This window comes from Micromonospora sp. NPDC023633, from assembly GCF_040640035.1.
Classification (GTDB): domain Bacteria; phylum Actinomycetota; class Actinomycetes; order Mycobacteriales; family Micromonosporaceae; genus Micromonospora.
The window spans coordinates 87,014-110,336 of the sequence record NZ_JBFABB010000004.1 but is presented as its reverse complement, the minus strand read 5'-3'; the positions used below and the strand labels follow the sequence as shown (position 1 = coordinate 110,336).

The 23,323-nt window shown below is 68.9% G+C and carries 15 protein-coding genes, 1 tRNA gene and 2 pseudogenes; 6 read left to right on the top strand and 12 right to left on the bottom strand.

Going from position 1 to position 23,323, the window contains the following annotated elements:
- Window positions 1-29: 29 nt before the first annotated feature.
- Entirely contained in the window at window positions 30-833 is an 804-nt protein-coding gene (locus AB0G13_RS02390) for an S-methyl-5'-thioadenosine phosphorylase (RefSeq protein WP_357867708.1), read from the bottom strand.
- 151 nt (window positions 834-984) lie between these two features.
- On the opposite strand from AB0G13_RS02390, the gene AB0G13_RS02385 reads away from it, so the two are divergent.
- The 3 genes from AB0G13_RS02385 (at window position 985) to AB0G13_RS02375 (ending at window position 2,898) form a co-directional block, all read left to right on the top strand.
- Window positions 985-1,575: a YqgE/AlgH family protein gene (locus tag AB0G13_RS02385; RefSeq protein ID WP_357867705.1), complete on the top strand. Its 591-nt coding sequence runs from the start codon at window positions 985-987 to the stop codon at window positions 1,573-1,575.
- Between the two features lie 86 nt (window positions 1,576-1,661).
- Window positions 1,662-1,734 (top strand) — tRNA-Ala (locus AB0G13_RS02380).
- Between the two features lie 222 nt (window positions 1,735-1,956).
- A complete protein-coding gene (locus AB0G13_RS02375; protein ID WP_357867702.1) occupies window positions 1,957-2,898 on the top strand; it encodes a phytanoyl-CoA dioxygenase family protein in 942 nt (313 codons plus the stop codon).
- 24 nt (window positions 2,899-2,922) lie between these two features.
- Here AB0G13_RS02375 and AB0G13_RS02370 read toward each other — a convergent pair.
- A pseudogene (locus AB0G13_RS02370) lies at window positions 2,923-3,444 on the bottom strand (aldo/keto reductase); the annotation flags it as partial.
- A pseudogene (locus tag AB0G13_RS02365) lies at window positions 3,443-4,155 on the bottom strand (hypothetical protein); the annotation flags it as partial. The pseudogenes AB0G13_RS02370 and AB0G13_RS02365, both read right to left, overlap by 2 nt.
- 409 nt (window positions 4,156-4,564) lie before the next feature.
- On the opposite strand from AB0G13_RS02365, the gene AB0G13_RS02360 reads away from it, so the two are divergent.
- Together AB0G13_RS02360 and AB0G13_RS02355 are read left to right on the top strand one after the other, a co-directional pair.
- On the top strand, window positions 4,565-5,317 hold the full coding sequence (locus AB0G13_RS02360) for a proline hydroxylase (protein ID WP_357867699.1): 753 nt from the start codon (window positions 4,565-4,567) through the stop codon (window positions 5,315-5,317).
- A gap of 95 nt (window positions 5,318-5,412) precedes the next feature.
- Window positions 5,413-6,771: a peptide ligase PGM1-related protein gene (locus AB0G13_RS02355; protein ID WP_357867696.1), complete on the top strand. Its 1,359-nt coding sequence runs from the start codon at window positions 5,413-5,415 to the stop codon at window positions 6,769-6,771.
- Between the two features lie 364 nt (window positions 6,772-7,135).
- Here the strand turns inward: AB0G13_RS02355 and AB0G13_RS02350 are convergent, their stop codons facing one another.
- The 8 genes from AB0G13_RS02350 to AB0G13_RS02315 are packed head-to-tail and all read right to left on the bottom strand — an operon-like array spanning window position 7,136 to window position 15,959.
- On the bottom strand, window positions 7,136-8,164 hold the full coding sequence (locus tag AB0G13_RS02350) for an isocitrate/isopropylmalate dehydrogenase family protein (RefSeq protein ID WP_357867693.1): 1,029 nt from the start codon (window positions 8,162-8,164) through the stop codon (window positions 7,136-7,138).
- A 25-nt stretch (window positions 8,165-8,189) separates the two neighbouring features.
- Window positions 8,190-9,359 (bottom strand): pyridoxal phosphate-dependent aminotransferase, encoded by a 1,170-nt coding sequence (locus tag AB0G13_RS02345; RefSeq protein ID WP_357867690.1) that lies wholly within the window; start codon window positions 9,357-9,359, stop codon window positions 8,190-8,192.
- Window positions 9,356-9,982, bottom strand: coding sequence for a 3-isopropylmalate dehydratase small subunit (gene leuD, locus AB0G13_RS02340; RefSeq protein WP_357867687.1), 627 nt, complete (start codon window positions 9,980-9,982; stop codon window positions 9,356-9,358). Before leuD ends, AB0G13_RS02345 begins: the two co-directional genes overlap by 4 nt.
- 8 nt (window positions 9,983-9,990) lie before the next feature.
- A complete protein-coding gene (gene leuC, locus AB0G13_RS02335) occupies window positions 9,991-11,388 on the bottom strand; it encodes a 3-isopropylmalate dehydratase large subunit (RefSeq protein ID WP_357867684.1) in 1,398 nt (465 codons plus the stop codon).
- Window positions 11,385-12,572 carry a pyruvate carboxyltransferase gene (locus AB0G13_RS02330; RefSeq protein ID WP_357867682.1) on the bottom strand — a complete coding sequence of 396 codons (1,188 nt, stop codon included), beginning with the start codon at window positions 12,570-12,572 and terminating at the stop codon, window positions 11,385-11,387. Before AB0G13_RS02330 ends, leuC begins: the two co-directional genes overlap by 4 nt.
- A 20-nt stretch (window positions 12,573-12,592) precedes the next feature.
- Window positions 12,593-13,744, bottom strand: coding sequence for an FAD-binding oxidoreductase (locus tag AB0G13_RS02325; RefSeq protein WP_357867679.1), 1,152 nt, complete (start codon window positions 13,742-13,744; stop codon window positions 12,593-12,595).
- 42 nt (window positions 13,745-13,786) lie between these two features.
- Window positions 13,787-13,996 carry an MbtH family NRPS accessory protein gene (locus tag AB0G13_RS02320; RefSeq protein ID WP_357867676.1) on the bottom strand — a complete coding sequence of 70 codons (210 nt, stop codon included), beginning with the start codon at window positions 13,994-13,996 and terminating at the stop codon, window positions 13,787-13,789.
- Window positions 13,997-14,042: 46 nt separating this feature from the next.
- Window positions 14,043-15,959: a non-ribosomal peptide synthetase gene (locus AB0G13_RS02315; RefSeq protein ID WP_357867673.1), complete on the bottom strand. Its 1,917-nt coding sequence runs from the start codon at window positions 15,957-15,959 to the stop codon at window positions 14,043-14,045.
- Window positions 15,960-16,483: 524 nt separating this feature from the next.
- Here AB0G13_RS02315 and AB0G13_RS02310 point away from each other — a divergent pair.
- Window positions 16,484-22,522: an amino acid adenylation domain-containing protein gene (locus tag AB0G13_RS02310; RefSeq protein WP_357867670.1), complete on the top strand. Its 6,039-nt coding sequence runs from the start codon at window positions 16,484-16,486 to the stop codon at window positions 22,520-22,522.
- A 51-nt stretch (window positions 22,523-22,573) separates the two neighbouring features.
- On the opposite strand, the gene AB0G13_RS02305 is transcribed toward AB0G13_RS02310, so the two are convergent.
- On the bottom strand, window positions 22,574-23,323 hold the full coding sequence (locus AB0G13_RS02305; RefSeq protein WP_357867668.1) for an aspartate/glutamate racemase family protein: 750 nt from the start codon (window positions 23,321-23,323) through the stop codon (window positions 22,574-22,576).

Below are 23,323 nucleotides of genomic sequence, written 5' to 3'. Positions count from 1 at the left end.
GGCAGGTCGGGCGACCCGGGCCTTTCGCCTCAGGGCAGCGCGAAGGGAAGGGTGATGCCGTCCAGCGCGCTCCCGCAGGCGCAGTCCCGCTCGGTCGGCAGCGCGGCGACGGCCTCCAGCAGCAGGCCGCGCAGCCGGTCGGTGTTCTCCCCGAAGACCCGGAACACCTCCTCCTGCGTCACCGCGCCGCCGCCCTCCACGCCCGCGTCGAGGTCGGTGACCAGGGCGATCGAGGAGTAGCAGAGGGCCAGTTCGCGGGCCAGCACCGCCTCCGGATGGCCCGTCATGTTGACCACCGTGCCGCCGATCGAGGCGTACCACCGCGACTCGGCGCGGGTGGAGAAGCGTGGGCCCTCGACCACCACCACCGTCCCGCCGTCCACCGCCGGCACGTCCCGGCTGGCCGCGGCGGCGAGCAGCGTACGGCGGCCGGTCGGGCAGTACGGGTCGGCGAAGGAGACGTGCACCGCGCCCCGGTCGTAGTAGGTCTGCACCCGCCCGCTGGTGCGGTCGACCAGTTGGTCCGGCACCACGAACGTGCCCGGACCGAGATCCGGCCGCAGGCCGCCCACGGCGCAGGGGGCGAGCACCTGGCGTACGCCGAGGGAGCGCAGCGCCCAGAGGTTGGCCCGGTAGGGGATCAGGTGCGGTGGGTGGCGGTGGTCCCGGCCGTGGCGGGGCAGGAACGCCACCCGCCGGCCGCCCACCTCGGCAATCGTGACGGCGTCGGACGGCGGCCCGTAGGGCGTCTCCACCTCGTGCTCGGTCGCGCCGTCGAGCAACGCGTAGAGCCCCGAACCGCCGATCACCGCGAGTTCCGCCGTGGGGTCCACAGGTCCTCCCTCGTGTCCGTCGATCTACCGCACGTCAGACCTTAGCCACCGCCCCGGGGGCAAGCTATGGTGCCAGGCATGGCGTTCACAGCGCGGATGGCACCGGTGCCCCCGGGCGTCCCGGTCGGGTCGGTCTGACCGGGTGTCCGGCATGCAGGGAGAGGGGCAGGCGATCGGCGGGCGGGCGACGGGGTCGATGACCGGACGGCTGCTGGTCGCGACACCGGCGCTGAAGGATCCGAACTTCGACCGTACGGTGGTGCTGCTGGTGGCGCACGAGCCCGGCGGCGCCCTCGGCGTGGTGCTCAACCGGGCCACCGAGGTGCCGGTCGCCGACGTGCTCGGCGACTGGAGCGACCTGGCCCGCGACCCGGCGGTGCTCTTCGAGGGTGGTCCCGTGCAGCCCGACTCGGCGATCTGCCTGGCCCGGATGCGAAACCCGGTGCAGCGGCTCAAGGGATTCCACCAGGTCTCCGGGGCGGTCGGCACCCTCGACCTCTCCGTCGACCCGGGGCGGCTGCGGGAGGGCATCACCGGCATCCGGGTCTTCGCCGGCTACTCCGGCTGGGGCACGGGGCAGTTGGAGCAGGAGATCGAGGACGGCTCCTGGTTCGTGCTGGACGCGCTGCCCGGTGACGCCTTCGTCGACCGGCCGGACGACCTGTGGCCGATGGTGCTGCGCCGCCAGGGCGGCATGATGGCGGCGGTCGCGCACTTCCCGCCGGACGTGGCGCTGAACTGAGCCGCGGGCCGGTGGCCCCCGCGAGATGACCATGCGGGGGGCGCTGTGTATAGTTCTCTCGTGCCCGGGTGACCGGGACGAGGCAAGGGGCCGTGGCGCAGCTGGTAGCGCACCACACTGGCAGTGTGGGGGTCAGGGGTTCGAGTCCCCTCGGCTCCACCCTTGCGAAAGCCCTGGTGCGGGAGTCATCCCGCACCAGGGCTTTCGGCTTCTCCTGGTCGGTCTCGTGCCGCCGGTCGGCGAGGCGCGACCGGAATAGGGGCTCCTCGCACGAATGAGGCGTTGTCGCACCTCGGGCCTTCTGTCACGATCGCCACACTGGAGGCCTTTCCCCGCCCGGTGGTTGGGCTCGATCCCGTGCGGCCAGTGAAGGAGCCGATGGTGGACCACCCCCACGCGTTGACAGCCGAGCAGCTGGACCAGTTCCGGCGCGACGGGCACCTGATCCTGCGGGGCGTGCTCCCGGCCGGGACCCTGGACGCGCTGCACGGCTCGTTCAGCCGCGTCGTCGACCACCTCGCCCGGCAGTGGCAGCAGCGGGGAGGGGTCACCGAGACCTTCGCCGACCTGCCGTACGACCAGCGTTACCTGCGCCTGATCGAGTCCAGCCAGGTCCGCGTGCCGGCCGCCTGGCGGCGGATCCTGGTGGGCCGGCCGGTGTACGACCTGTGGCGCAGCCCCGAGCTGCTCGGCCCGGTGCGCAGCCTGATCGGCGACGAGGTCTACGCGCACGGCGTCTGGAACGCCCGACCGCGCGACCCCCACGGCCGCACCCAGCAGGTCGCCTGGCACCAGGACGCCTACTACTACAAGGGTTGGGACCCCTCGGTCGGGCCGCTGCTGTCGGTGTGGATCCCGCTGGTGCCCGTCGACGAGGACACCGCCTGCCTCCAGTTCGTCACCGGCTCGCACACCCGGGGCTGGATCCCCCGCGACCGCCTGCCGAACGGCGAGTACGGCACGTCTGACGCGGCCCTCGGGGACGGCCCGGTCAGCACCGCCCGGATGGAGCCCGGCGACGTCGTGATCTTCACGGACACCACGCTGCACCGCTCGACGTCCAACGTGTCGGACCGCATCCGGTGGAACATCGACATCCGGTTCGCCCCGGCGGTCGACGAGGTGATCCGGAACTCGCCGCGCGGCTACCGCTGCTTCAGCGGGGCCGACCCGGCCCAGGTCGAGTCGTTCGAGACCTGGGCCGGTCGGTACCGGTACGAGCCGGAGGACCTGCTGACGGAGCTGACCAACTTCGAGGAGGGCTACGACCTCGACGCGCTCAGGGCGTTCTCCCGGGCGTCGCCGTACGCCGACATCTACTGACGCCGGCGCCGGAGGCGCTGCGGGTCAGCCGAGGTGGTGCTCGATCTCGGCGAGCTCCTCGGCGGTGAGGTCGAGGTTGTCGAGGGCCGCGATGTTCGCCTCCAGCTGCGCCACGCTGCTCGCCCCGATGATCAGGCTGGTCATCCGGGGGTCGCGCAGCGCCCAGGCGAGCGCGAGCTGGGCCAGCGACTGGCCGCGTCGCTCGGCGACCGCGCCGAGCGCCCGGATGGTGGCCATCTTCTCCTCGCCGAGGTCGCCCTCGCTGAGGAAGACGCTCGTGCGCACCCGGGAGTCCTCGGGAATGCCGCCCAGGTAGCGGTCGGTGAGCAGGCCCTGGGCGAGCGGGCTGTACGCGATGCAGCCCGCGCCGACCCGCTCCAGCGTGTCCAGCAGGCCGTCGTCCTCCGTCCAGCGGTTGAGCATCGAGTACGACGGCTGGTTGATCAGCAGCGGCGTACCCAGGTCGCGCAGGATCGCGGCGGCCCGCTCGGTCTGCGCGGAGTCGTAGTTGGAGACGCCGACGTAGCGCGCCTTGCCGGCCCGCAAGCCGCAGTTCCTGCGTACGGTCTGCTGCCTTGCTGCTCACCCAGGACAGCACCTTCTCGTTTGGCGCGCCGCTCGGCGTCCCGGCGATCACCTCGTGTCCATCCGACTTCACGATCTTCTCGATCATGCGGGCCAGTTCCGCAGGGCCGCCGCCGTTGTGGCCCACGCTGTAGCCAGCTCCCCGCGCCTCGGGCAGGAAGTGCAGCGTGCCCTAGTCGGTCCGTACCAGATCGTGTGCGCCTCGTGGTCGATGATGAGCCTCTCGAGACGTTCCTTCTCGGGAAGTGCGAGAGGGGCGAAGGTGTGGTGCCGCCAGTTCTCGTGGTTGCCACTGACCGTGCGGTAGTGGTTGGCGGCGACGGGCAGACACGTCACAGGGTCGTAGAAGGTCCGCCAGCAGACGCACCCGGTGCGGGCGGCCGCCGACGGTGAGTCGGGATCGTCGTAGGCGCAGGCGTGCCACAGACTCGGAGAATCGATCTTGCCAACGAGGGCGACATGGAGGGCGTCAGGGGCGCAAGGCGTGAGTCTGTTGATCCATTCCGCGGCATATCGGCTGGTGCAGGTGTCGATCACCTTGCCGGAGTTGAGGCCGCTGCCCGGCTCCATCGGCGGTTCGATGTAGAGGACGAAGTGCCAGTAGCCGCGGTCGGGCTCGAATGCGAGGTGTAGATCGCGGCTGTGTTCGTACGCCGCACTGACGGTAGCCAATGTGATCGTGCGGGCCTCGCTGGTGGGATCGTGTGTTGCCCGGGCAGGTCGGGCCGTCGAGGGTGTCCGGGCCATGGCTGAAGGTGACGCCGATCGGCGGTGGGTACGGCCCCTCTGCTCGCGGCAGGTGGGTGCGGATCGGAATCTCGCTGCGATCGGCCGCCACCCCCGCCCGGCTGGCACCCCCGACGTCGCCATGGAGGCTGACGAGAGCAGTACCGTGCCAGTCAGCCGGCCGCCAGACCTGGTGTGGCCAGGGAAGAGGCAGATGGCGCGGTGCCAGGGACCTGTCCTCGAACGGGCATGGGCAGCGGCCAACATCAAGTCACCGCTCTCGCACTGAGCCGATGGGACTACGACCATGACTCTCGCCCTGACAGCCGAGGATCCGCTATTCAGTGAGGAGGTCGTGACCGAGCTGACCAAGGATCAATTGGTCCGGTTGGCCAACGGAACCCTCGCGTGCGTGCACGCACGCGAATTCCTGCCCGCCCAACTGTGGACCGATCTGGCCGGGCTGGTGGACCGGATGCCGCTGAGCTCGGTCAACCCGGAACGGGTCAACCCGCCCGTGCTGCGGTTCGGCCCGACGGTCAACGACTTCGTCACCGATGGCCAGCTCGATCCCGGCTACTGGACGCACGTCGAGTCGGCGCGCACGGCGTGGGAAGCGGCCGACCTGGACCTCGATCCGCTGCGGATCTGCCTGGAGCGGCTCGGCGAGGTGTGGGGCGCCCCGCCGGAGGCCGCCCGGATAGCGGGCCGCCCGGTCATGGCCGGCACGATCCGGGAGTCGAACGGCGGGCTGCGGGTCCACTTCGACGACGTGGCACGGGAATTCCCACGTGGGCTCTTCGACCAGAAGCTCGTCGCCCAACTGGCGATCAACGTCTACCTGATGATGCCGCCCGTCGGGGGTGCGACCACCATCTGGCGCCGGACATGGGAACCGGCGGACGAAGCAGCCCGGATCGGGTTCGGCTACGACCGGGAGGTGGTGGCGGGCTTCCAGTCGGTGACGGTGCGACCGGAGCCGGGTGACGCCCTGGTGTTCAACCCGCGCTTCTACCACTCTGTGGCAGGCGGGCAGGACGGGCGCAGGGTGTCGGTTGCCATGTTCATCGGCCTCACAACTGATGGGACCTTGGCGATGTGGTCATGACGAGACGAAGCTGCGTCGCCTCCGCAGAGGAGCTTCGTCTCGAGTTCGCCAGGAGGCACCCGCGACTGCCGACGTTCACGCCCACGAGCGGAACAGTGGTCGTGCTTCCCTCCCTCACCCTTCCGCCGAGGGAACTGACACACATCGAGGGCTATGCCCGCTACGAGGAGCGACTCCTTTTCCTCCTGCTCATGTTGCGCGAGCCCGCCGTCTCCCTGGTCTTCCTGTCCTCGGTGCCCGTTGCCCCCGAGGTCGTCGACTACTACCTGAGTTTCCTGCCCGATCCGGCGGGTGCCCGCGCCCGGCTGCGGATGATGCCGGCGGGCCTGACCGAGAACACCGAACTGCGTCCCTTGACGCACAGGATCCTCGCCGACCCCGCGATGTGCCACGAGATCGCGCTGGTGGCGGGCAGCGATGCATGGCTGTTTCCCTTCGTCGTGACCGAACACGAGGAACGGCTGTCCGAGCTGACCGGGCTTCCGCTGTACGGCGCGCCCGCGCGGCTGGCCGCCCTGGGAACGAAGTCCGGCAGCCGGGCGCTCGCCGAAAGCGCCCGCGTCGCGACGGTTACGGGCACCGGCGGACTGGCCAGCGTCGAGGAGGCGGAGGCTGTCGCGGCTCGACTGATCCGGGACGGCCCGGTCATGCTGAAGCTGGACGATGGTTATGGAGGCCTCGGTAACGCCATCGTCGAAGCCATGCCGAACGGACGCCTGACCCAGGCCCGGATCAGGTTCACCGCGCAGGACGAGACCTGGACGTCGTTCGCGAAGGAGATCTCCGCCCGGGGCGCCGTCGTGGAGCGGTACCTCACGACGCCGGACCTCCGTTCGCCGAGCACGCTCGCCAGCATCACCCCGGACGGGACGCCGGAGGTGATCGCCACCCAGGACCAGATCCTCGACGGAATGGTCTACGTGGGATGCCGCGCTCCCGCGGACGACCGATACCGAGCGGTGCTGCGCGCCAACGCCCGCCGCGTGGTGGATGCCTTGGCCGCACTGGGCGTCATCGGCCTGTTCAGCCTGGACTTCCTGGCCGCCGGGCGCGATGGCTACGAGATCCTGTTGTGCGAGACCAACCTGCGTTTCGGTGGCACGACGCACCCGTTCGGTACGACGTTGCTGGTGACCGGCGGTTCCGTCGACGGCACCACCGGCCAGGTCGTGAACGGCGGGCGCGCCAAGGCCTACGTAGGCACGGACCACCTGTGGGTTCCCCACTTCCGCGGCTGCCGTCCCGGCGACGTCATCGACCGCCTGGGAGCCAACGCCTTCGACCCGCGTCGCGGGACTGGCGCGGTCCTGCACCTGCTGAGCGCGGCGTGTGTGTACGGAAAACTCGGAATCACCGCGATCGGCGCCACCCCCGGCGAGGCAGAGCAGGTCTATCAGGACAGCCTCCGAGCACTCGGCGCGGCCAAGCAGCCAGGGGCGCCACAGAGTCGTTAGCGCTCCCGCCGATCGCCCACCGGTTGCCGAGGTGTACCGGCTCCCAGCCGGGTCCTTGGCGAGAGAGGAGGAGACGGCGTGACCGCTTGCGGCGGCGCAGCCGGCAGACTCGCTCGTCGATCGTGTCGGCCAGCCGCCGAAACTCCAGGTTGGGCGAACCCGGTTGGAGCAACGGCGCTGCCGTGGCACGACGACGACTGCGGTCAGGAACGGAACCGGCGATGGTGGCCAGGCGGGTCCGACCGCCCCGGGCGATCAACGAGGTAGAGAGAACCTCGATGACGTCCTGAGCGGCGTACCCGCCCTGCCACCCCCGCGACTCGTCCGGGCCCGACTGCCGAGTCTGCGCGGCTCGTCGTGGGTGTTACCGAAGCTCTGCGCGAATGGCGGCGCCAGCCTCCCGAGTGCTCAACGAGCCGCCGATGTCGGGCGTGCAGCGCCCCGCTGACACCGCTGTCGAAACCGCTCCACGTATCGCCGATGCCGCCTCGGGAAGTCCGATGCCGTCACAGAGGAGCGCGGCGCTGAGGATGGCCCCCACGGGATTCGCCGTACCCTGCCCCACGATGTCCGGTGCGCTGCCGTGGACCGGTTCGTACACGCCGAACCCGGTCTTCGGGTTCAGGTTCGCCGATGCCGCCATGCCGATGCCGCCGGCCAGCTCGGCGGTGAGGTCGCTCAAGATGTCACCATAGGAATTGTTGGTCACGATGACGTCGAACGCCGACGGGTCGGCGATCAGTTTCATCGCCGCGGCGTCGACGAAGAGGTGGGAGCAGTCGATGTCGGGACGCCGCTCGACCGCGTCGCGCCAACAACGCTGCCACAGCGCCCCTCCGTTGGGAACGGCGTTCGACTTGTCCACCAGGCACACCGATTTTCTGGCTATCGAGAACGCGTACTCGAGTACACGTGAGACACCGTGGTAGGTGTTCACGTCTTCGTCGATCGCGATCTCCTCCGGTGTGTCGGGGCGGATCCGGCCACCAACTCCGACGTAAAGCCCCTCGGAGTTCTCTCGCACGATGACGCAGTCGACGTTCCTGCGCCGTTCGTCCCGCAGGGGGCTCAGCCGGGCGTCCCACAGGAACGCCGGCCGATGGTTCACGTACAGATCGAGCTCGAAACGCATCTTGATCAGCACGCCCCGGCCGTACTCCGAATTGTTGATGCCCGGGGCGCCCATGGCGCCGAACAACACCGATTTCGCGGAACGTATCCGTGCGAAGTTCTCCGGGGACAGGCCCGCTCCGGTCTTCCGGAACGTCTCGGCGTTGACGTCGTCGAGATGGTCGAATTCGAGCCCGAGCTGAAGTTCGTCGAGGACCTTGACGGCCTCCTCCGTCACCTCTGGTCCGATTCCATCACCAGGAACAACGGCGATCACCGTCACTGCGACCTCCTCAGAAGCGTGGCCGTCACCGCTTGGGCTCCAGGGTCGCCAGCCGCCCCTGCGCGGTGTCGAGATATGCGTGCGGCTTGTTGAATGCGATGCGAACGAAGCCGGAGTCCGATGTCCGGTCGGACAAGAAGAGCTGTCCCGGCACGAGGAGCACACCCAGGTCGATCGCCAGTCTGCGAACGAAGGACCGGCAATCCTCCCGACCGTACGGCCCGAGTTCGGCGACGACATAGCAACCGCCACGGGGAGACGAGCACTGCAACCCCACACCGCGGAAGATGCGTAGTGCCTTGTTCCGCAGTTGCTGAAGCTCCGGCCGTGGATCCCACTCCTGCCCGCCAACCGATCCCGAACGGGCCACGGCCTGTTGCAGGGGCGCCGGAGCCCCGCCCGTGAGGCCGATGTGGATGTTGCGCATGGCGCGGGTAAGTTCGGGCGCGGCACGGAGGAAACCGATCCGCCAGCCACTGATGGCATGGCTCTTCGAGAAACTGCCGACCACGATCGCACGGTCCCGCAGCCCCGGTACGTCCGCTGCTGAGATGTGCTGTCCGCCGTCGTAGACGTATGACGCGTACACCTCGTCGGAGATGACCAGCAGATCGTGCCGCTCACACAGTTCCGCGATGACCGCCCACTCGTCCTCCTCCAGCACGTGGCCAGTGGGGTTGTTGGGCGTGTTCACCAGGATCGCCCTGGTACGGGGACCGATCGCGGCGGCGAGTGTCGTGGCGTCCCACCGCCAGTCGGGCGGCCGGACCCGGACGAATTTCGGCACGGCCGACGCCGTCGCGATCGAGACCAGATACGGCTCGAAGAACGGCTCGAACACGACGATCTCGTCACCCGGATCGAGGATGCTGAGCATCGCGACAGCCAGCCCTTCGGCCGCACCCACCGTGATGGTGAGCTCGGTCTCCGGATCGGCCGGCGTCCGGAACGACTTGCCGAGTTCGGCCCGGAGTTCGGTGTTGCCGCGCATGTCGCCGTACTGGTTGTTGCCGTCCCGCAGTGCGGCACACGCCTGGTCGATCATCGCCTGCGGCGGCCGGGGCCACCCGGGGCTGCCCAACGCGAGGTCCACCGCCCCCATCCTGCGTCCCGCCTCGATCAACTCGCTGAGGCCGTCGGCGGGTATCCGGGCCAGGCGACGCGCGACCCTGCCGGGGGGCGCTGCGCTCGTCACCGCGTGTCCGCCTTGGTTCGCGTTGGTCTACCACCTCGTCGGATCTCGGGAAGCCACGAGGGCCGGCCCCGCTCGTAGTCCGCGATGTCCGCCGCGTTGCGCAGTGTCACTTCGATGGTGTCGAGGCCGTTGAGCAGCAGCCAGCGTGCCCGGTCGTCGATGCTGAACGACCAACGGTCCTGGCCGGCCGTCACCTCGCACGTCGTCAGGTCGACGCTGATCTCGAAGGCGGGATCGGCCTCGGCGCGGTCCATCAGCGACGCGACGGCCTCGTCCGGCAGGACGACCGCCAGCAGGCCGTTGCGCAGTGCGTTGCGGTGGAAGATGTCGCCGAAGCGGGTCGAGACGACCACCACGAATCCCCAGTCGCGCAGCGCCCAGACCGCTTGCTCACGGGAGCTTCCGGTGCCGAAGTTCGTGTCCGCGATCAGCACCGTCGCGCCTTCGTGCTCCTTGGAGTTCAGGATGAAGGCGGGATCCTTTCGCCACCGCGCGAACAGGGCGTCCTTGAGGCCGTGCCGTGAGATCCGCTTGCCGAACTCGGCCGGGATGATCTGATCGGTGTCGACGTTGCTGCGCCGGAGCACGACGGCCCGGCCCGTGTGTGTGGAGAACGGTTCCATGCCTACTCTCAGACCAGATCGTGTGGGGCGGCGAGCCTGCCGGTCACCGCCGTTGCCGCCGCGACGGCGGGAGAGACCAGATGGGTACGGGCCCTGCCGCCCTGCCGCCCTTCGAAGTTTCGGTTCGACGTGGATGCCACCCGTTCACTGCCGGAGATCCGGTCCGAGTTCATGCCCAGGCACATCGAGCAGCCGGGCAGGCGCCACTCGGCACCCGCCGCCTTGAAGACCTCATGCAGGCCCTCCTGCTCGGCCTGGACGCGCACCCGGCCGGAGCCAGGGACCACGAGCATTCGGACACCGGGTTTGACCCGGCGGCCACGTAGGATCTCTCCCGCCGCCCGCAGGTCCTCGATCCGCCCGTTCGTGCACGAACCGATGAAGACCGTGTCGATCGGGATGTCGCGCATGCGCGTACCCGGCCGCAGGTCCATGTACTCGAGCGCGCGCTCGGCGCTCGCGCGCTCGACCGGATCGGTGAACGACTCGGGCGAGGGCACCGTCGCGTCGAGCGGAAGGGCGTGCCCGGGGTTGGTTCCCCACGTGACGTGGGGGCTGAGCCCGGCGAGGTCGATACGAACCACCCGGTCGAAGGCGTCCGGGTCGTCCGTTACCAGCGTCTCCCAGTCCGACACCGCGTCCTGCCAGGCGACGCCCGAGGGCGCGTAGGGCCGGTCCCGCAGATAGGCGAGCGTGACGTCGTCCGGGGCGATCATGCCGGCCCGCGCACCAGCCTCGATGCTCATGTTGCACATGGTCATCCGGCCTTCCATGGACAACGAGCGCACCGCCTCACCGCGGTACTCGATGAGGAAGCCCTGTGCGCCGTTGGTACCGATGGCGCCGATGACCGAGAGGATGATGTCCTTCGCCTCGGTGCCCGCCGGCGGCAGCCCGGTGAACTCGACCGCCATGGTCCTGGGGCGGGCGACCGCGAGCGTCTGCGTGGCGAGTACGTGCTCGACGTCGCTCGTTCCCACGCCGAAGGCGAGTGCGCCGAGGGCGCCGTGGGTCGACGTGTGGCTGTCGCCGCACACCACCAGCATTCCGGGCTGCACGAGGCCGAGCTCCGGACCGACGACGTGCACGATGCCCTGGCTGGCGTCGCCCATGGAATACAGTTCGATGTCGTGCTCGGCGCAACTGGCGCGCAAGGCGTCGATCTGCGCCCTGCTCGCGTCGTCGGCGATGGTCAGCGAGTGGGTCGGAACGTTGTGGTCCTCGACCGCGAGCGTGAGTTCCGGGCGACGGACCTTGCGGCCGGACAGCTTGAGACCTTCGAACGCCTGGGGCGACGACACCTCGTGGATCAGGTGCAGATCGATGTACAGCAGATCGGTGCGTTCGTCGAGCTCTCGAACGACGTGGCGCTGCCACAGCTTCTCAGCCAGCGTCCTGCCGGTCATCGGGCCGACTCCGCGACGCTCGCCATCTCGGCGACGATCTCCTCACGCAGGACACTGAGCTGGACGCAGTCGCCGTCGGCACGTCCGTTGACGAGCTTCTCGTACAGCCGGTCCACCGTGTCTTCGGAGAGGTCGAGCTGGGCCTGTGCGGCTACGTGCCGCAGCACCGCGCGGCCGGAGTGGCGGGCCACCAGCAGCTGCGACTCGCGACCGAACCGGCCCGGCTCGACGTACTCGTAGGTCAAGGGGTTCTGCAGCATCCCCTGCTGGTGCATGCCCGCCACAGTGGCGAAGGCGTACGTGCCGAACAGCGCCTTGTTGCGTGGCTCCTCGAGCCCGATCGCCGCGCGGATCGCGGAGTAGACCTCGTACATTCCCTCGGTCTTGACGTCGGTCGTGGCCCCGTAGACGTCACTCTTGTACGCCAGCAGACCGACGACCTCCTCGAGTGCCGTGTTGCCCGCACGTTCGCCGACGCCGCCCAGCGTCACCTGGACCTCGTCCGCACCGGCCTCGATGGCCGCCATGGTGTTGGCCAGTGCGAGCCCGAAGTCGTTGTGGCAGTGCACGGTGAGGCTCGCCGACGCCGGCGTCCACTCCCGGACCGTCGCGACCAGCTCGCCGAACTCACCCGGGGTCGAACACCCCATCGTGTCCCCGACGCCGATCTGGGTCGCACCGGCCTCCAGCGCGGTCTCGACGGTCGCGCGCAGGAGGTCGATCGAGCCGCGGCTGGAGTCCTCCATCGCCAGGGTGATGAACGGGACGCCGAGCGAGGAGGCCAGCGAGATGGCGTCGTGCAGCTCCCGCAACGCGGTGTCACGGGTGATGCCACGCTTGTGCTCGAGGTGGATCTCGCTGGCGGTGGCGATGACCTGCAACTGGTGGTTCCTGGTGCCGGCCGCCTCGACCGCGGTTTCGACGTCACCGCGAGCCGCGCGGCACAAGGTCGCGACCCGCGCGGTGGTGAGTGCCGCGGAGATCAGGCGGGTGGCCTCGACATCCTTCGCCGACGAGGCGGGGAAGCCGGCCTCGACGGCGTCGACGCCGAGTGCCTCGATCCGCAGGGCGAGGTCGAGTTTCGTCTGCGGACTCATCGCGTTGCGCGGGGCCTGCTCGCCGTCCCGCAGGGTCGTGTCGAAGATCGAAATGCGCCGCGGGGTGCGGCCGGTGCTGTCAGTCATCCCAAGCCTCTCGTTAGTGATCACACGACGTTCAGTTCGCGACGGCTCGCGGCGTCGGCGAACCTGCCCGCGTGAAATCCGCTGATGTCGGTGAAGGTCGGCCGCTGCAGGAAGAGGTCCCGGAGGACCTCACCGACCGCGGGACCCATCATGAAGCCGTGCCCGGAAAACCCGGCGGCGTAGAGGAACCTGCCGTCACCGCCGGTCCCGATCAGCGCGTTGTGATCGGGGGTCATCTCGTAAAGGCCTGCCCAACCGGTGGTGAGGCCGACATCCGTGAGCGCGGGTGCCCTTCGCTGCACGGCCGCGGCCACATCCGTCAGCCAGTCCTCCGACCAGTCGGTGGTGAACCCGGGCTGTTCATTCGGATCGGACATTCCCAGCAACAATCCCGCGCCCTCGGCGCGGAAGTAGAACGCGGTTCCGAAGTCGATGGTGAAAGGTGTCGCGGGATCGAGGTCGGCCACCGGCTCGGTGAGCACGAGCTGCCGCCGTAACGGGACGACGGGCAGGTCGACACCGGCCCAGGTACCCACCTCGCGCGACCAGGCACCCGCCGCGCAGATGACCGTGTCGGTCTCGATCCGCCCGCCCTGCGTGCCGACCGCGACGATCCGGTCCCCGTCCTGTTCGATACCGGTCGCTGCGCAGTTGGTGACCAGCCGCGCGCCGAGCCTGCGGGCTGCGGTGGCGAACCCGAGCACCACCGACTCGGGAGTGCAGTGTCCGTCCGTCGGCGAGTACACCGCCGCCACGAGCCCGTCGGTGCTGATCAACGGCGACAGGCGCTGTGCCTCGGGGACCGAGACCATCCGACTGGGCACGCCGAGGTCGTTCTGCAGGGCGACGGCTGCCTCGAACTCGGCCACGGTATCCGGGTCGTCCACCAGGAACAGGTAACCCACCTGCCGGAGGTCGATGTCCTGGCCGAAGCGTTCGCCGAAACGTTGGTACGTCTCGAGACTGCGCGTTGCGAGCTCGATGTTGACGCGATCGGAGAACTGGGCGCGGACTCCACCCGCGGCACGGCAGGTGGATCCGGAGCCGAGAGCACCGCGCTCGATCAGCACGACGTCGCGCACTCCGGCGGCGACCAGGTGGTACGCAGCGCTGACCCCGATCACTCCGCCACCGATGATCACGACGGAGGCCTTCGACGGAATCTCGTTCACCTCACTCCTCACCACTCCCGTGCCGTCGAATGGTCGGCGCGCTCAGGAAGCCGCCATCCGCTCGCGCAGACTGCGCGGTCGCATGTCGGTCCACACCGACTCGATGTGGTCGAGACAGTCCTGCTTCGATCGGGCTGTGCCCACCGGCTTCCAGCCAGCTGGAACCTCGCGGCCCTCCGGCCAGATCGAGTACTGCTCCTCGTCGTTCACGACGACGAGGTACGACTGGTCGGCATCCTCGGTCGAGGTCATCTGCCTGCTCTCCTTTCCATCCTTCGGTCAGGGGTGCTCCGACGGCCTAGTGCTCGGCGAGTAGCCGGTCGACGTCGTCGTCGGACATCTCGTCGATCTGTCGGGCCAGCCGGGTGACGGTGTCGATCCGCTCTGGCGTGCCGGTGCGGCGTACCGCGTCGGCGAACGACGCGATCGTGGGAGCGCTGAACAGGGCGCGGGCGGACAGGCTGGTGTCGAAGGTCGCGTTGACGCGGGTGACCACCTGATGCGCGCGTAGGGAGTGGCCGCCCATCATGAGGAAGTTCGCATGGATGTCGATCTGGTCAGGCTCGGGCAGGTCCAGCACCAGAGCCCAGATCGTGCCGATCACAGCTTCGAGGGGGTCTCGCGGCGTGTCGGTGCCGGACGGCCCGGGTGCCGGGAGACTGCCGACATCCACCTTTCCGTTCGGCGTCGCGGGAAACCGCTGCAGCGGCACGAGGCCTGCCGGGACCATCGTGGCCGGCAGGTGATCAACCAGGTGTCCGCGAACGGCGTCGAGGTCGATCGCCCCGTCCGTCGCAGGAGTCACATAGCCGACAAGGTAGGTGTTCTCACGCTCGTCGACGTGCGCCACGACCAGCGCGTCAGCCACTGCCGGGTGTTCTCTGAGCCTGGCTTCGATCTCGCCGGTCTCGACCCGGACACCGCGGATGCTGACCTGACTGTCGATTCGCCCGACGAACTCCATCGTCCCGTCGGGGCGGTAGCGGGCGAGATCTCCCGTGCGGTACATCCGCCCACCCGGCCGGGCCGCGAACGGGTCGGGAACGAATCGCTCGGCGGTCAGGCCCGGGCTGCCGAGGTAGCCGCGGGCGAGGCTCGTGCCGGCGATGTGCAGCTCACCGGTGTCACCAATGGCAACCGGTCGCGAGGCGTGGTCGAGAATGTAGGTGCGGACGTTGTCGATCGGCCGTCCGATCGAAGGTGCCCGCCACGAACCGGCGCGTGGCGGCACGACACCGGCCGTGGTCACCACGCTGGCCTCCGTCGGCCCGTAGTGGTTGACCAGCTCATATCCGGCGTCGGTCCGAGGTCGCTCGCCCAGCTTGTCGCCACCGGTGAGCAGCGCGCGCAGCACCAGGCCCGGGGGGGACGGCAGCTTCAGGACCTCGGCGGCGAGCAGAGTCGGCAGGAACGTGACCGTTATCCGGTTGTCCGCCAACCAGTTCAGCAGCAGGTCGGGCCGCATCCGTACGTCTTCGCCGGCGATGTGCAGCGTGGCTCCGGCGGCCAGCGCGGGCCAGATCTCCCACACCGACGCGTCGAACCCGACGGCGGCGAACTGACCGATGTGGTCGACATCGTTGATCCGGTAGGAATCCAGGTGCCACGCCACCAGATTGGCGAGGCCCGCGTGCTCCACCGCGACGCCCTTCGGCCGTCCCGTCGACCCGGACGTGTAGATCACGTAGGCGAGATTGCCGGGATCTGCCGGTACGTCGTCCAGAACGTCGCCCTGCGCGTCCGGGCGAAGGACTCGTACGCCCTCGGGGACGGAGAGCCGGGCGCGGACGTCGTCGGTGGTGATCAGGATGGGAGCGCCACAGTCCGTCAGCGAGTACTCGATGCGTGCGGCGGGATGCTCCGGGTCCAGGGGGATGTAGGCGCCGCCGGCCTTGAGCACGGCCAACATGGCGATGATGAGTTCGATCGAGCGCGGCAGGCAGATCGACACGGTGACCTCCGGCGCCACGCCTGCCTCACGCATACGCCGAGCCAGCCGCCCGGCCTTGGCGTCGAGATCCGCGTAGGTCAGCGACCGCGTTCCGTCGGTCACGGCGACCGCGTCCGGGCGCGCGGCGGCCTGTGCCGCGACCTGGACGTGGACCGGCGTGACGGGCCGCGCCACGTCGGTCGCGTTCCACTCGACGACCTGCCGGTGGTACTCCTCCGGGGTCGGCCCGTGCGGGCTGGCGTCCTCGGCGGCGGCCCGCGACACGGAAGGGACGTCGGTGTGAGCTCCTGGACCGGGCGCGGCGTTCATCGAGTGCCCACTGGTCCTCCCCGGCTGACTGGCTGCTTCATCGACGGGCTCCCGCATCACGATTTCTTTCACGTGGCTTCGCTGCTCGCTCATGGTGGATCCCGCGCCTGGTCTGGCACGGACGATCGAGGGTCACCGACGTCATCGGCGTGGGCGCCGGTATCTGCTGGTGACCGCGGCCCGCGCCCGATGGGGTACGGGTAACCTACGGAATGCGTGTCCGGGCCGCGGAGGGCAGCGGCTTGGCAGGGCGTATGTATGCCGGCCGATTGGCGAGACGTGGCCCCGACCGTCGCCGTCATCCCCGTACCCGGCCCGTAGCACTCCCATGTGCATCAAGGGCAACGCGCCCGACCAGCGGTGTCGTAGCTGTCCACCGACCATGGACGTGTCGTTGCTGTACCAGCATGCAAAGCCATAGTGGGCACCGAACCTGGTGAGTCCGCCTCACGCGGCGTCGGAAGCGAGGGCATCGCAGGATGAGCGCAGTTTCACGAGCTCAATCGGTCGCGAAGAGACAGCGGCTGCTGGATCTCTTGCTCGCCAGAGAAGGCAGGTCGAATCGGATCGTCCCGGTCGATCGAGCCTCGGACCTGCCGCTCTCGTTCGCCCAGCAACGGTTGTGGACGCTCGACCGCCTGCTGCCTGACCGCTCTCTGTACAACGCGCCGCTTGCCTACCGGCTGCGAGGCCCACTGGACCGGTCCGCCCTGCAGAACGCGGTCACCGGCGTCGTCGCCCGTCATGAGGCGTTGCGGACCACGGTGGCCATGCGTGCGGCGACCCCCGTCCAAGTGATCGAGGCACCCCGTCCTGTCGAGATCCCGGTGGTGAGTCTGGCCGGGGTGCCGGACGGGGAATCCGAAGCCGTCCGACTGGCGATGGCCGAGGCCAGAGTCCCCTTCGATCTGGAAAGCGGCCCGCTGCTCCGGATCAAGCTGATCGAGCTGGCCGCCGACGACCATGTCCTGCTCATCACGTTGCACCACATCGTGACCGACCAGTGGTCGCTCGGCGTGATGTTCCGGGAGATCGCCACGCTGTACGCCGCGGCACGCGACGGGGCGCCGGCGACCTTGCCGGCACTCGCCGTGCAGTACCCGGACTTCGCCGCCTGGCAGCGCCGGACGATGTCCGGTGAGCGCCTGCGGCGGGAACTCGCCCACTGGAGCGAGCGGCTGAGCGGGGCGCCCCAGATACTCACCCTGCCCGCGGACCGGCAACGCCGTGCCGCGCCGTCCTTCGGCGGTGCCGATCACGTCTTCACCGTGCCCGAGCGGACTCAGTCGCTGTTGCGGTCAGTCGCCGCGGCACAGGACGCGACGCTGTTCATGGTGCTGCTGGCCGCGTTCAAGGTGCAGATGTCCCGGTACTCCGGCGAGACCGACATCGTCGTCGGCTCGCCGGTCGTCGGCCGGGGCCACGTCGAACTTGAGCCGCTTGTCGGCTTCTTCGTCAACAACCTGGTGCTCAGAACCGATCTTGCCGGTGATCCACCGTTCACCGAACTCGTCAGGCGGGTCCGCCACACCGCGCTCGATGCCTACGAGCACCAGGACCTGCCGTTCGAGAAGCTGGTGAACGAACTGCGGCCGACGCGCACGCTGAACGTGAATCCGCTGGCCCAGGTGAACTTCCAGGTCTACGAACCGCAGAACCTCGATTCGGCCCGGCTTTCCTCGGCGGGGCACACCTCCGCACACGACAACGACCTGACGCTGTCTGGCCTGCACGTCGAGTCCCTGCGGGTCGGGACGCGGACGAGCAAGTTCGATCTCTCCGTCGAGTTCAGCGGGACCGGTCAAGATTTCGTCGGCCAGATCGAGTACTCCACGGACCTGTACGACGGGTCCACCATCGAGCGGTTCGCGGACAACCTCACCGCACTGCTCGAGGGAATCGTGGCCCGGCCGGACAGCAGGTTGTCCGACCTGCCGATGTTCGCCGAGCGGGAGCGCGTTCGTCTCCTGACGCAGTGGAACGACACCGGCCGCCCGGGTGTAGGTGGGCGCTGCCTGCACGAACTCGTGCAGGCGCAGGCGGAACGCACACCGGACGCGATCGCGGTGATCGCCGAGGACGTCCGCCTGACCTATCGCGAGCTCGACGACCGCGCCAACGCGATGGCCCACCACCTGCGTGCCCTCGGCGCGGGGACCGAGTCGACGATCGGCGTCTGCGTCGAGCGCTCCGTCGAGGTCGTCATCGCCCTCCTCGCCATCCTCAAGGCCGGTGGCGTCTATCTGGCGCTGGATCCGGACCAGCCCGTGGACCGGATGGCTTCGCTGCTCACCGACGCTGGCGCGTCGATGCTGATCACCCGGACCGAGAAGACCCTGACTTCCGCGATGGACGGCATCGCGACCTACGTCATCGAACGCGACTGGGCCGTCACCGAGAAGTACCCCTCCACCCCGCCGTTCAGCACCACCGTTCCCGAGAACCTCGCGTACGCCATCCACACGTCGGGATCCACAGGCCGTCCCAAGTGTGTGGTCACGCCGCACGAGGGCGTCGTGAACTACCTTTCCTGGCTGCAGGCCGAGCACGAACTGTCGGCGGACGACCGTGTGCTGCACAAGGCCCCGTTCGGCTTCGACGTCTCGGTGTGGGAGATCTTCTGGCCGCTGAGCGCCGGAGCCGCGGTGGTCCTGGCGCGGCCCGGTGAGCAGGGAAACCCGAGGTACCTCGCCGAACTGATCCGGGACACGCAAATCACCGTCGCGCACTTCGTGCCGTCCATGCTGCGGTTCTTCGTCGCCGAGCCGGCAGTCGCGGACTGCGCGACGCTGCGTCTGGTGATCTGCGGTGGCGAGGCCATCACCACGGATCTGGTGAACCGCTTCCATCAGACCTTCGATGCCGTGCTGCACAACCAGTACGGCCCAGCCGAGGCCTCGATCCAGGTCACCGGGTGCAACCTGCGGCCAGGAGAAGAGAAGGCCTCGCTTGGCGGCGCCGTGTGGAACACCCGGTTGTACGTCCTCGATTCCGCCGGGAACCTCGTCCCGCAGGGTGCGGTCGGCGAACTGTACCTGGCGGGTGTGCAACTCGCCCGTGGCTATCTCCACCAGCCGGGCATGACGGCCGAGCGCTTCCTGCCCGATCCCTTCGGCGAACCCGGCAGTCGGATGTACCGCACGGGCGACCTGGTCCGGTGGCTCCCCGGCGGGACGCTGGAATTCCTCGGCCGTAGCGACCACCAGGTAAAGATCCGCGGTGTCCGGATCGAGCCCGGCGAGATCGAAAGTCACCTGACCGCCGATCCCGCCGTTCGTCAGGCGATTGTGGTGGCGCGAGAGGATTCGTCTGGCGTCAAGCGACTGGTGGCCTACGTGGTCGCACACGACACGGCTGATCCCGGCCAGATGTCCGCAGCGATGCGTGCCAACCTGTCGAGTCGCCTGCCGAGCTTCCTGGTGCCGTCGGCGTTCGTCGTCGTCGACTCCCTGCCGCTCAACCGCAACGGCAAGGTCGACGTGAACGCACTTCCGACGTCGACCGTCTCGGCCGACCGTCCGGCGTTGGTCGCGCCGCGTACGAAGGCGGAGCGAGCACTGGGCGATGCGTGGCAGCGAGTGCTACGTGTGGACGAGATCGGAGTGCACGACAACTTCTTCGCGCTCGGCGGCGACTCGATACGCGCAATCGAAGTGGCGTCCCTGGCGGCGGCCGCCGGGCTGCGGCTGCAACCCAACCAGCTCTTCCAGCACCAGAGCCTTGCCGACCTGGCCGCGGTCGTGACCGAGGCGGACGACGCGAGCGTGGCTGTGTGCCTGGCCGAGCAGGGCGAGGTCACCGGGCCGGTGCACCTCACCCCGATCCAGCGTTCCTTCGTGTCGGTCGGCGACCCCCGCCGGGACTACCAGACGCAGTACCTGGCGTTGGAGATCACCGCAGACCTGCCCGCCGAGATCGTCGGCGCCGCCGTCGACCATCTGGTACGGCACCATGACGTGCTCAGGACGAGATTGGCGTTCGACGGCGAGGCCTGGACCCAGGTTGTGGACGCGTACCGGCCGGAAGAGCGGCTGGATCGCGACACCGTGGATGACGTGGACCTCGGCGCCCTGCTGGACGACTACGCGACGAGGGCGGCCGAATCCCTCGACCCGGTGGCGGGCCGGATGGTGCGAGCGGTGTACCTGGATCGCCGCGGGGCCGGACCGGTGTTGCTGGTGATCATCCATCACCTCTGCGTGGACGCCGTCTCGTGGCGCATCCTGATCGAGGACCTCGATTCGGTGTGCCGTCAGCTGCTCGACGGCCGGACCGATCCGGTGCTGCCCGCCAAGACCACTTCCTTCCAGACGTGGGCTGGACGCCTGCACGATCTGGCCGGATCTGCCGAACTGGCCGACGAGGCACGTCACTGGCGCTCGGCGGTTCCCCGCGAGGTGTCGTCCCTGCCGCGTGACGGTGCGGTGGCATCCGGTCGGAGCACCCACGGCGACATGGGGCAGTTCCACTCGGTGGTGTCCCGTGACACCACCCGTGCCCTGATCGAGGAGGTGCCCGACGTCTACCGGACCCAGGTCAACGACGTGCTGATGACCGCGCTGGCGCTGGCGTTCGGCACGTGGACGGGTTCGCCACGGCTGTTGGTGGATCTGGAGGGCCACGGCCGGGAACCGCTCTTCGACGACGTCGACCTCACCAGGACCGTCGGCTGGTTCACCTCGATCTTCCCGGTGCACCTGGACCTGCCCGACCCCGCCGACATCGGTGGTTGTCTGATCGCGGCGAAGGAGACGTTGCGTGCGGTTCCCCGCCGCGGCATCGGCTTCGGCCTGCTGCGGCACGTGTGCTCGGACGAGCACCGCATCGACGATCTGCCGCAGGCCGAGGTCCTGTTCAACTACCTCGGCCGGATCGACACCCCCTCCGGCGGGGACGCCCTGGTCCGCCAGGTACCGGATTCGCTGCGGGCGGGGAACGCACCGACCCGCCCTCGTACCTACCCGATCGAAGCGTATGCCCGGATCCAGGACGGGCGCCTTGTCGTGCACTGGTCGTACGACCGCAACGAGTTCGACCATGGCCGTGTCGAAGGCGTCGCCGCTGCCTTCACCGGGGCGTTGGAACGGATCGTCGAGTTCTGCCGCCTGCCGGACAGCGGAGGGCGCACCGCGTCCGACTACCCGCTCAGCGGCCTGTCCACGGCCGACCTGAAGCGGCTGTTCGGCTCCTGCCGTGGCATCGAGGACATCTATCCCCTGTCCACGTTGCAGACGGGCATCCTGTTCCACACGCTCACCGCTGCCAACGCCGATGTCTACCTGACGCAGGTGAGCTGGGAGCTCGGTGACATCGACGCCGACGCGATGACCCGGGCCTGGCACGAGGTGACCCGCAGGGCTGCCATGCTGCGTACCCGATTCACCTGGAAGGCGGTGTACCCGCCGCTCCAGGTGGTCGAGCGCGACGTGGACCTCCCGGTCGCGCATTTGGACTGGTCGGACCGCGATCACGAGCACCAGCGGGCGGCCCTGGAGGACCTGCTCGACGCCGGGAGGCGGAACACCTTCGATCTCGAACGGGCCCCGATCGCCCGGGTCACTCTGATCAAGGGTGGTCCCGCGACCTGGCGCATTCTGGTGGAGACACATCACATCCTGTTCGACGGCTGGAGCATCACCATGCTCATCGGCGACGCGCTGGCCGTGTATCAGGCCCTGGTCGCCGGCACGGAGCTGCGGCTGCCCGCCCGTCGTCCGTTCCGGGACTTCATCGAATGGCAGGTGGACCGGAAGGCCGGCGCGGACGAGAGGTACTGGCAGAACTACCTCGCGGGATTCACCGAGCCGACGAGGTTGCCGGTCACCCCGTCCGACGCCACCGGGTACGGCGTGCACCAGCGAGAGCTGCCGGCGGAGTTGTCCGAGGCGGTGCAGGACTGCGCACGACGCCTGCACATCACCGCCAGCACCCTCTTCCAGGCCAGCTGGTCGCTGATGCTCAACCGGTTCACCAACGCCACCGACGTGGTCTTCGGGGCCACCGTGTCCGGCCGCGCCGACATGCCCGGGATGGAAACGATCGTCGGTCTGTTCATCAACACGCTCCCGGTCCGCGTGCGGCTCGGACGCGGTGACCAACGCCTCGACGAGTGGCTTCGGCAGATCCAGACGGACTGGAGTCGAATGCCGTCCGAACAGACCTCTCTCGCGGACATCACGGCATGGAGCGAGATTCCGCCGCGGGAACCACTGTTCGACAGCATCGTGGTGGTCGGGAACTATCCGGTCGACGATCCGGTCCGGACCGCGTTGGGCGGCATGTCCGCGCGGAACCTGCGGGTTCGTGAGATGAACAACTACCCGCTCAGCTTGATCGTCAACGGCGGAGCCCCGTACGAATTCGAGATGCAGTACGACCGCAGCAAGTACAGCCCGACCATGATCGAGGACATCGAGAGGTGCGTCACCTCGGTTCTGCACATGATCGTCACCGATACCGACGCGACGGTCGCTGAATTGATCACCGCAGTCGGATACCGTTCGCTGCCGGGTCTATGAGACCGGTGACGACGACTCGTCACCACCGAGGTCCGAATCGCCGCGCCGACGCTAATTGAGCTGTTCGGCGTCGGCCAGGACAGCAGGCTCGCTCATCGCGGCTATCGCCGCCGCTGCGATCGCGTCGTTGATCGACACGACCGTGGCGTCCGGCTCGCGCGGCGACCACAGCACCGGTAGCTCGGTGCACCCGAGCAGGGCGGTGAAACCACGGTTGCGGTAGCGGCTGACAAGCTCGTCGAGGGCCTCGACCTCGGCCGGACCGGTCCGGCCGCTCTTCACGGCGGTGATGAGCTGGTTCAGAGCTTCCTGCTCCGCCCTCGTCGGATAGTGCAGTTCGACATCGTCCGGCCACGAAGGTTCGTACAGCCGTCGCCGCCGAGTTGGTGCCGTGCAGAACACCACGCATCGAGTGGCACCACGGGCGGCCACCTCCCGCGTGGTCGCCCGTAGCCCATCGACGATGGTGGCGCCGGTCCGCTCCTGGACGTCCTCCCGGTAGGCGTGGGTCGTGGCCGACGCGAGGGCCACCACCGTGCATCCGAGTGACTGCAGGGACCTGGTCGCCGCGACCAGGTGGGGGAGGGGCGACTCGACACCGGGCACCCCACTGAGGTGCCCGATCCGGCTCGGAAACGGCCGACTGAGCAGGACGGCGGAGAAGTGATCCTGGTCGGTTTCGGCTGCGGTCAACCGGATGAACCGTTCGTACAGATGAGATCCCGCCAGCGGGCCGAGGCCGCCGATGATCCCGACGACCGGAGCTGTCCGGACACCGGTGCCGTTGTTCAGACCCCGCAT

Excerpts from the sequence above, each read along its gene's own strand:
- AB0G13_RS02385 (WP_357867705.1), top strand. The coding sequence starts at position 985 with ATGCAGGGAGAGGGGCAGGCGATCGGCGGGCGGGCGACGGGGTCGATG.
- AB0G13_RS02310 (WP_357867670.1), top strand. The coding sequence starts at position 16,484 with ATGAGCGCAGTTTCACGAGCTCAATCGGTCGCGAAGAGACAGCGGCTG.
- leuC (WP_357867684.1), bottom strand. The coding sequence starts at position 11,388 with ATGACCGGCAGGACGCTGGCTGAGAAGCTGTGGCAGCGCCACGTCGTT.
- AB0G13_RS02305 (WP_357867668.1), bottom strand. The coding sequence starts at position 23,323 with ATGCGGGGTCTGAACAACGGCACCGGTGTCCGGACAGCTCCGGTCGTC.
- leuD (WP_357867687.1), bottom strand. The coding sequence starts at position 9,982 with ATGGAACCGTTCTCCACACACACGGGCCGGGCCGTCGTGCTCCGGCGC.
- AB0G13_RS02330 (WP_357867682.1), bottom strand. The coding sequence starts at position 12,572 with ATGACTGACAGCACCGGCCGCACCCCGCGGCGCATTTCGATCTTCGAC.
- AB0G13_RS02320 (WP_357867676.1), bottom strand. The coding sequence starts at position 13,996 with ATGACCTCGACCGAGGATGCCGACCAGTCGTACCTCGTCGTCGTGAAC.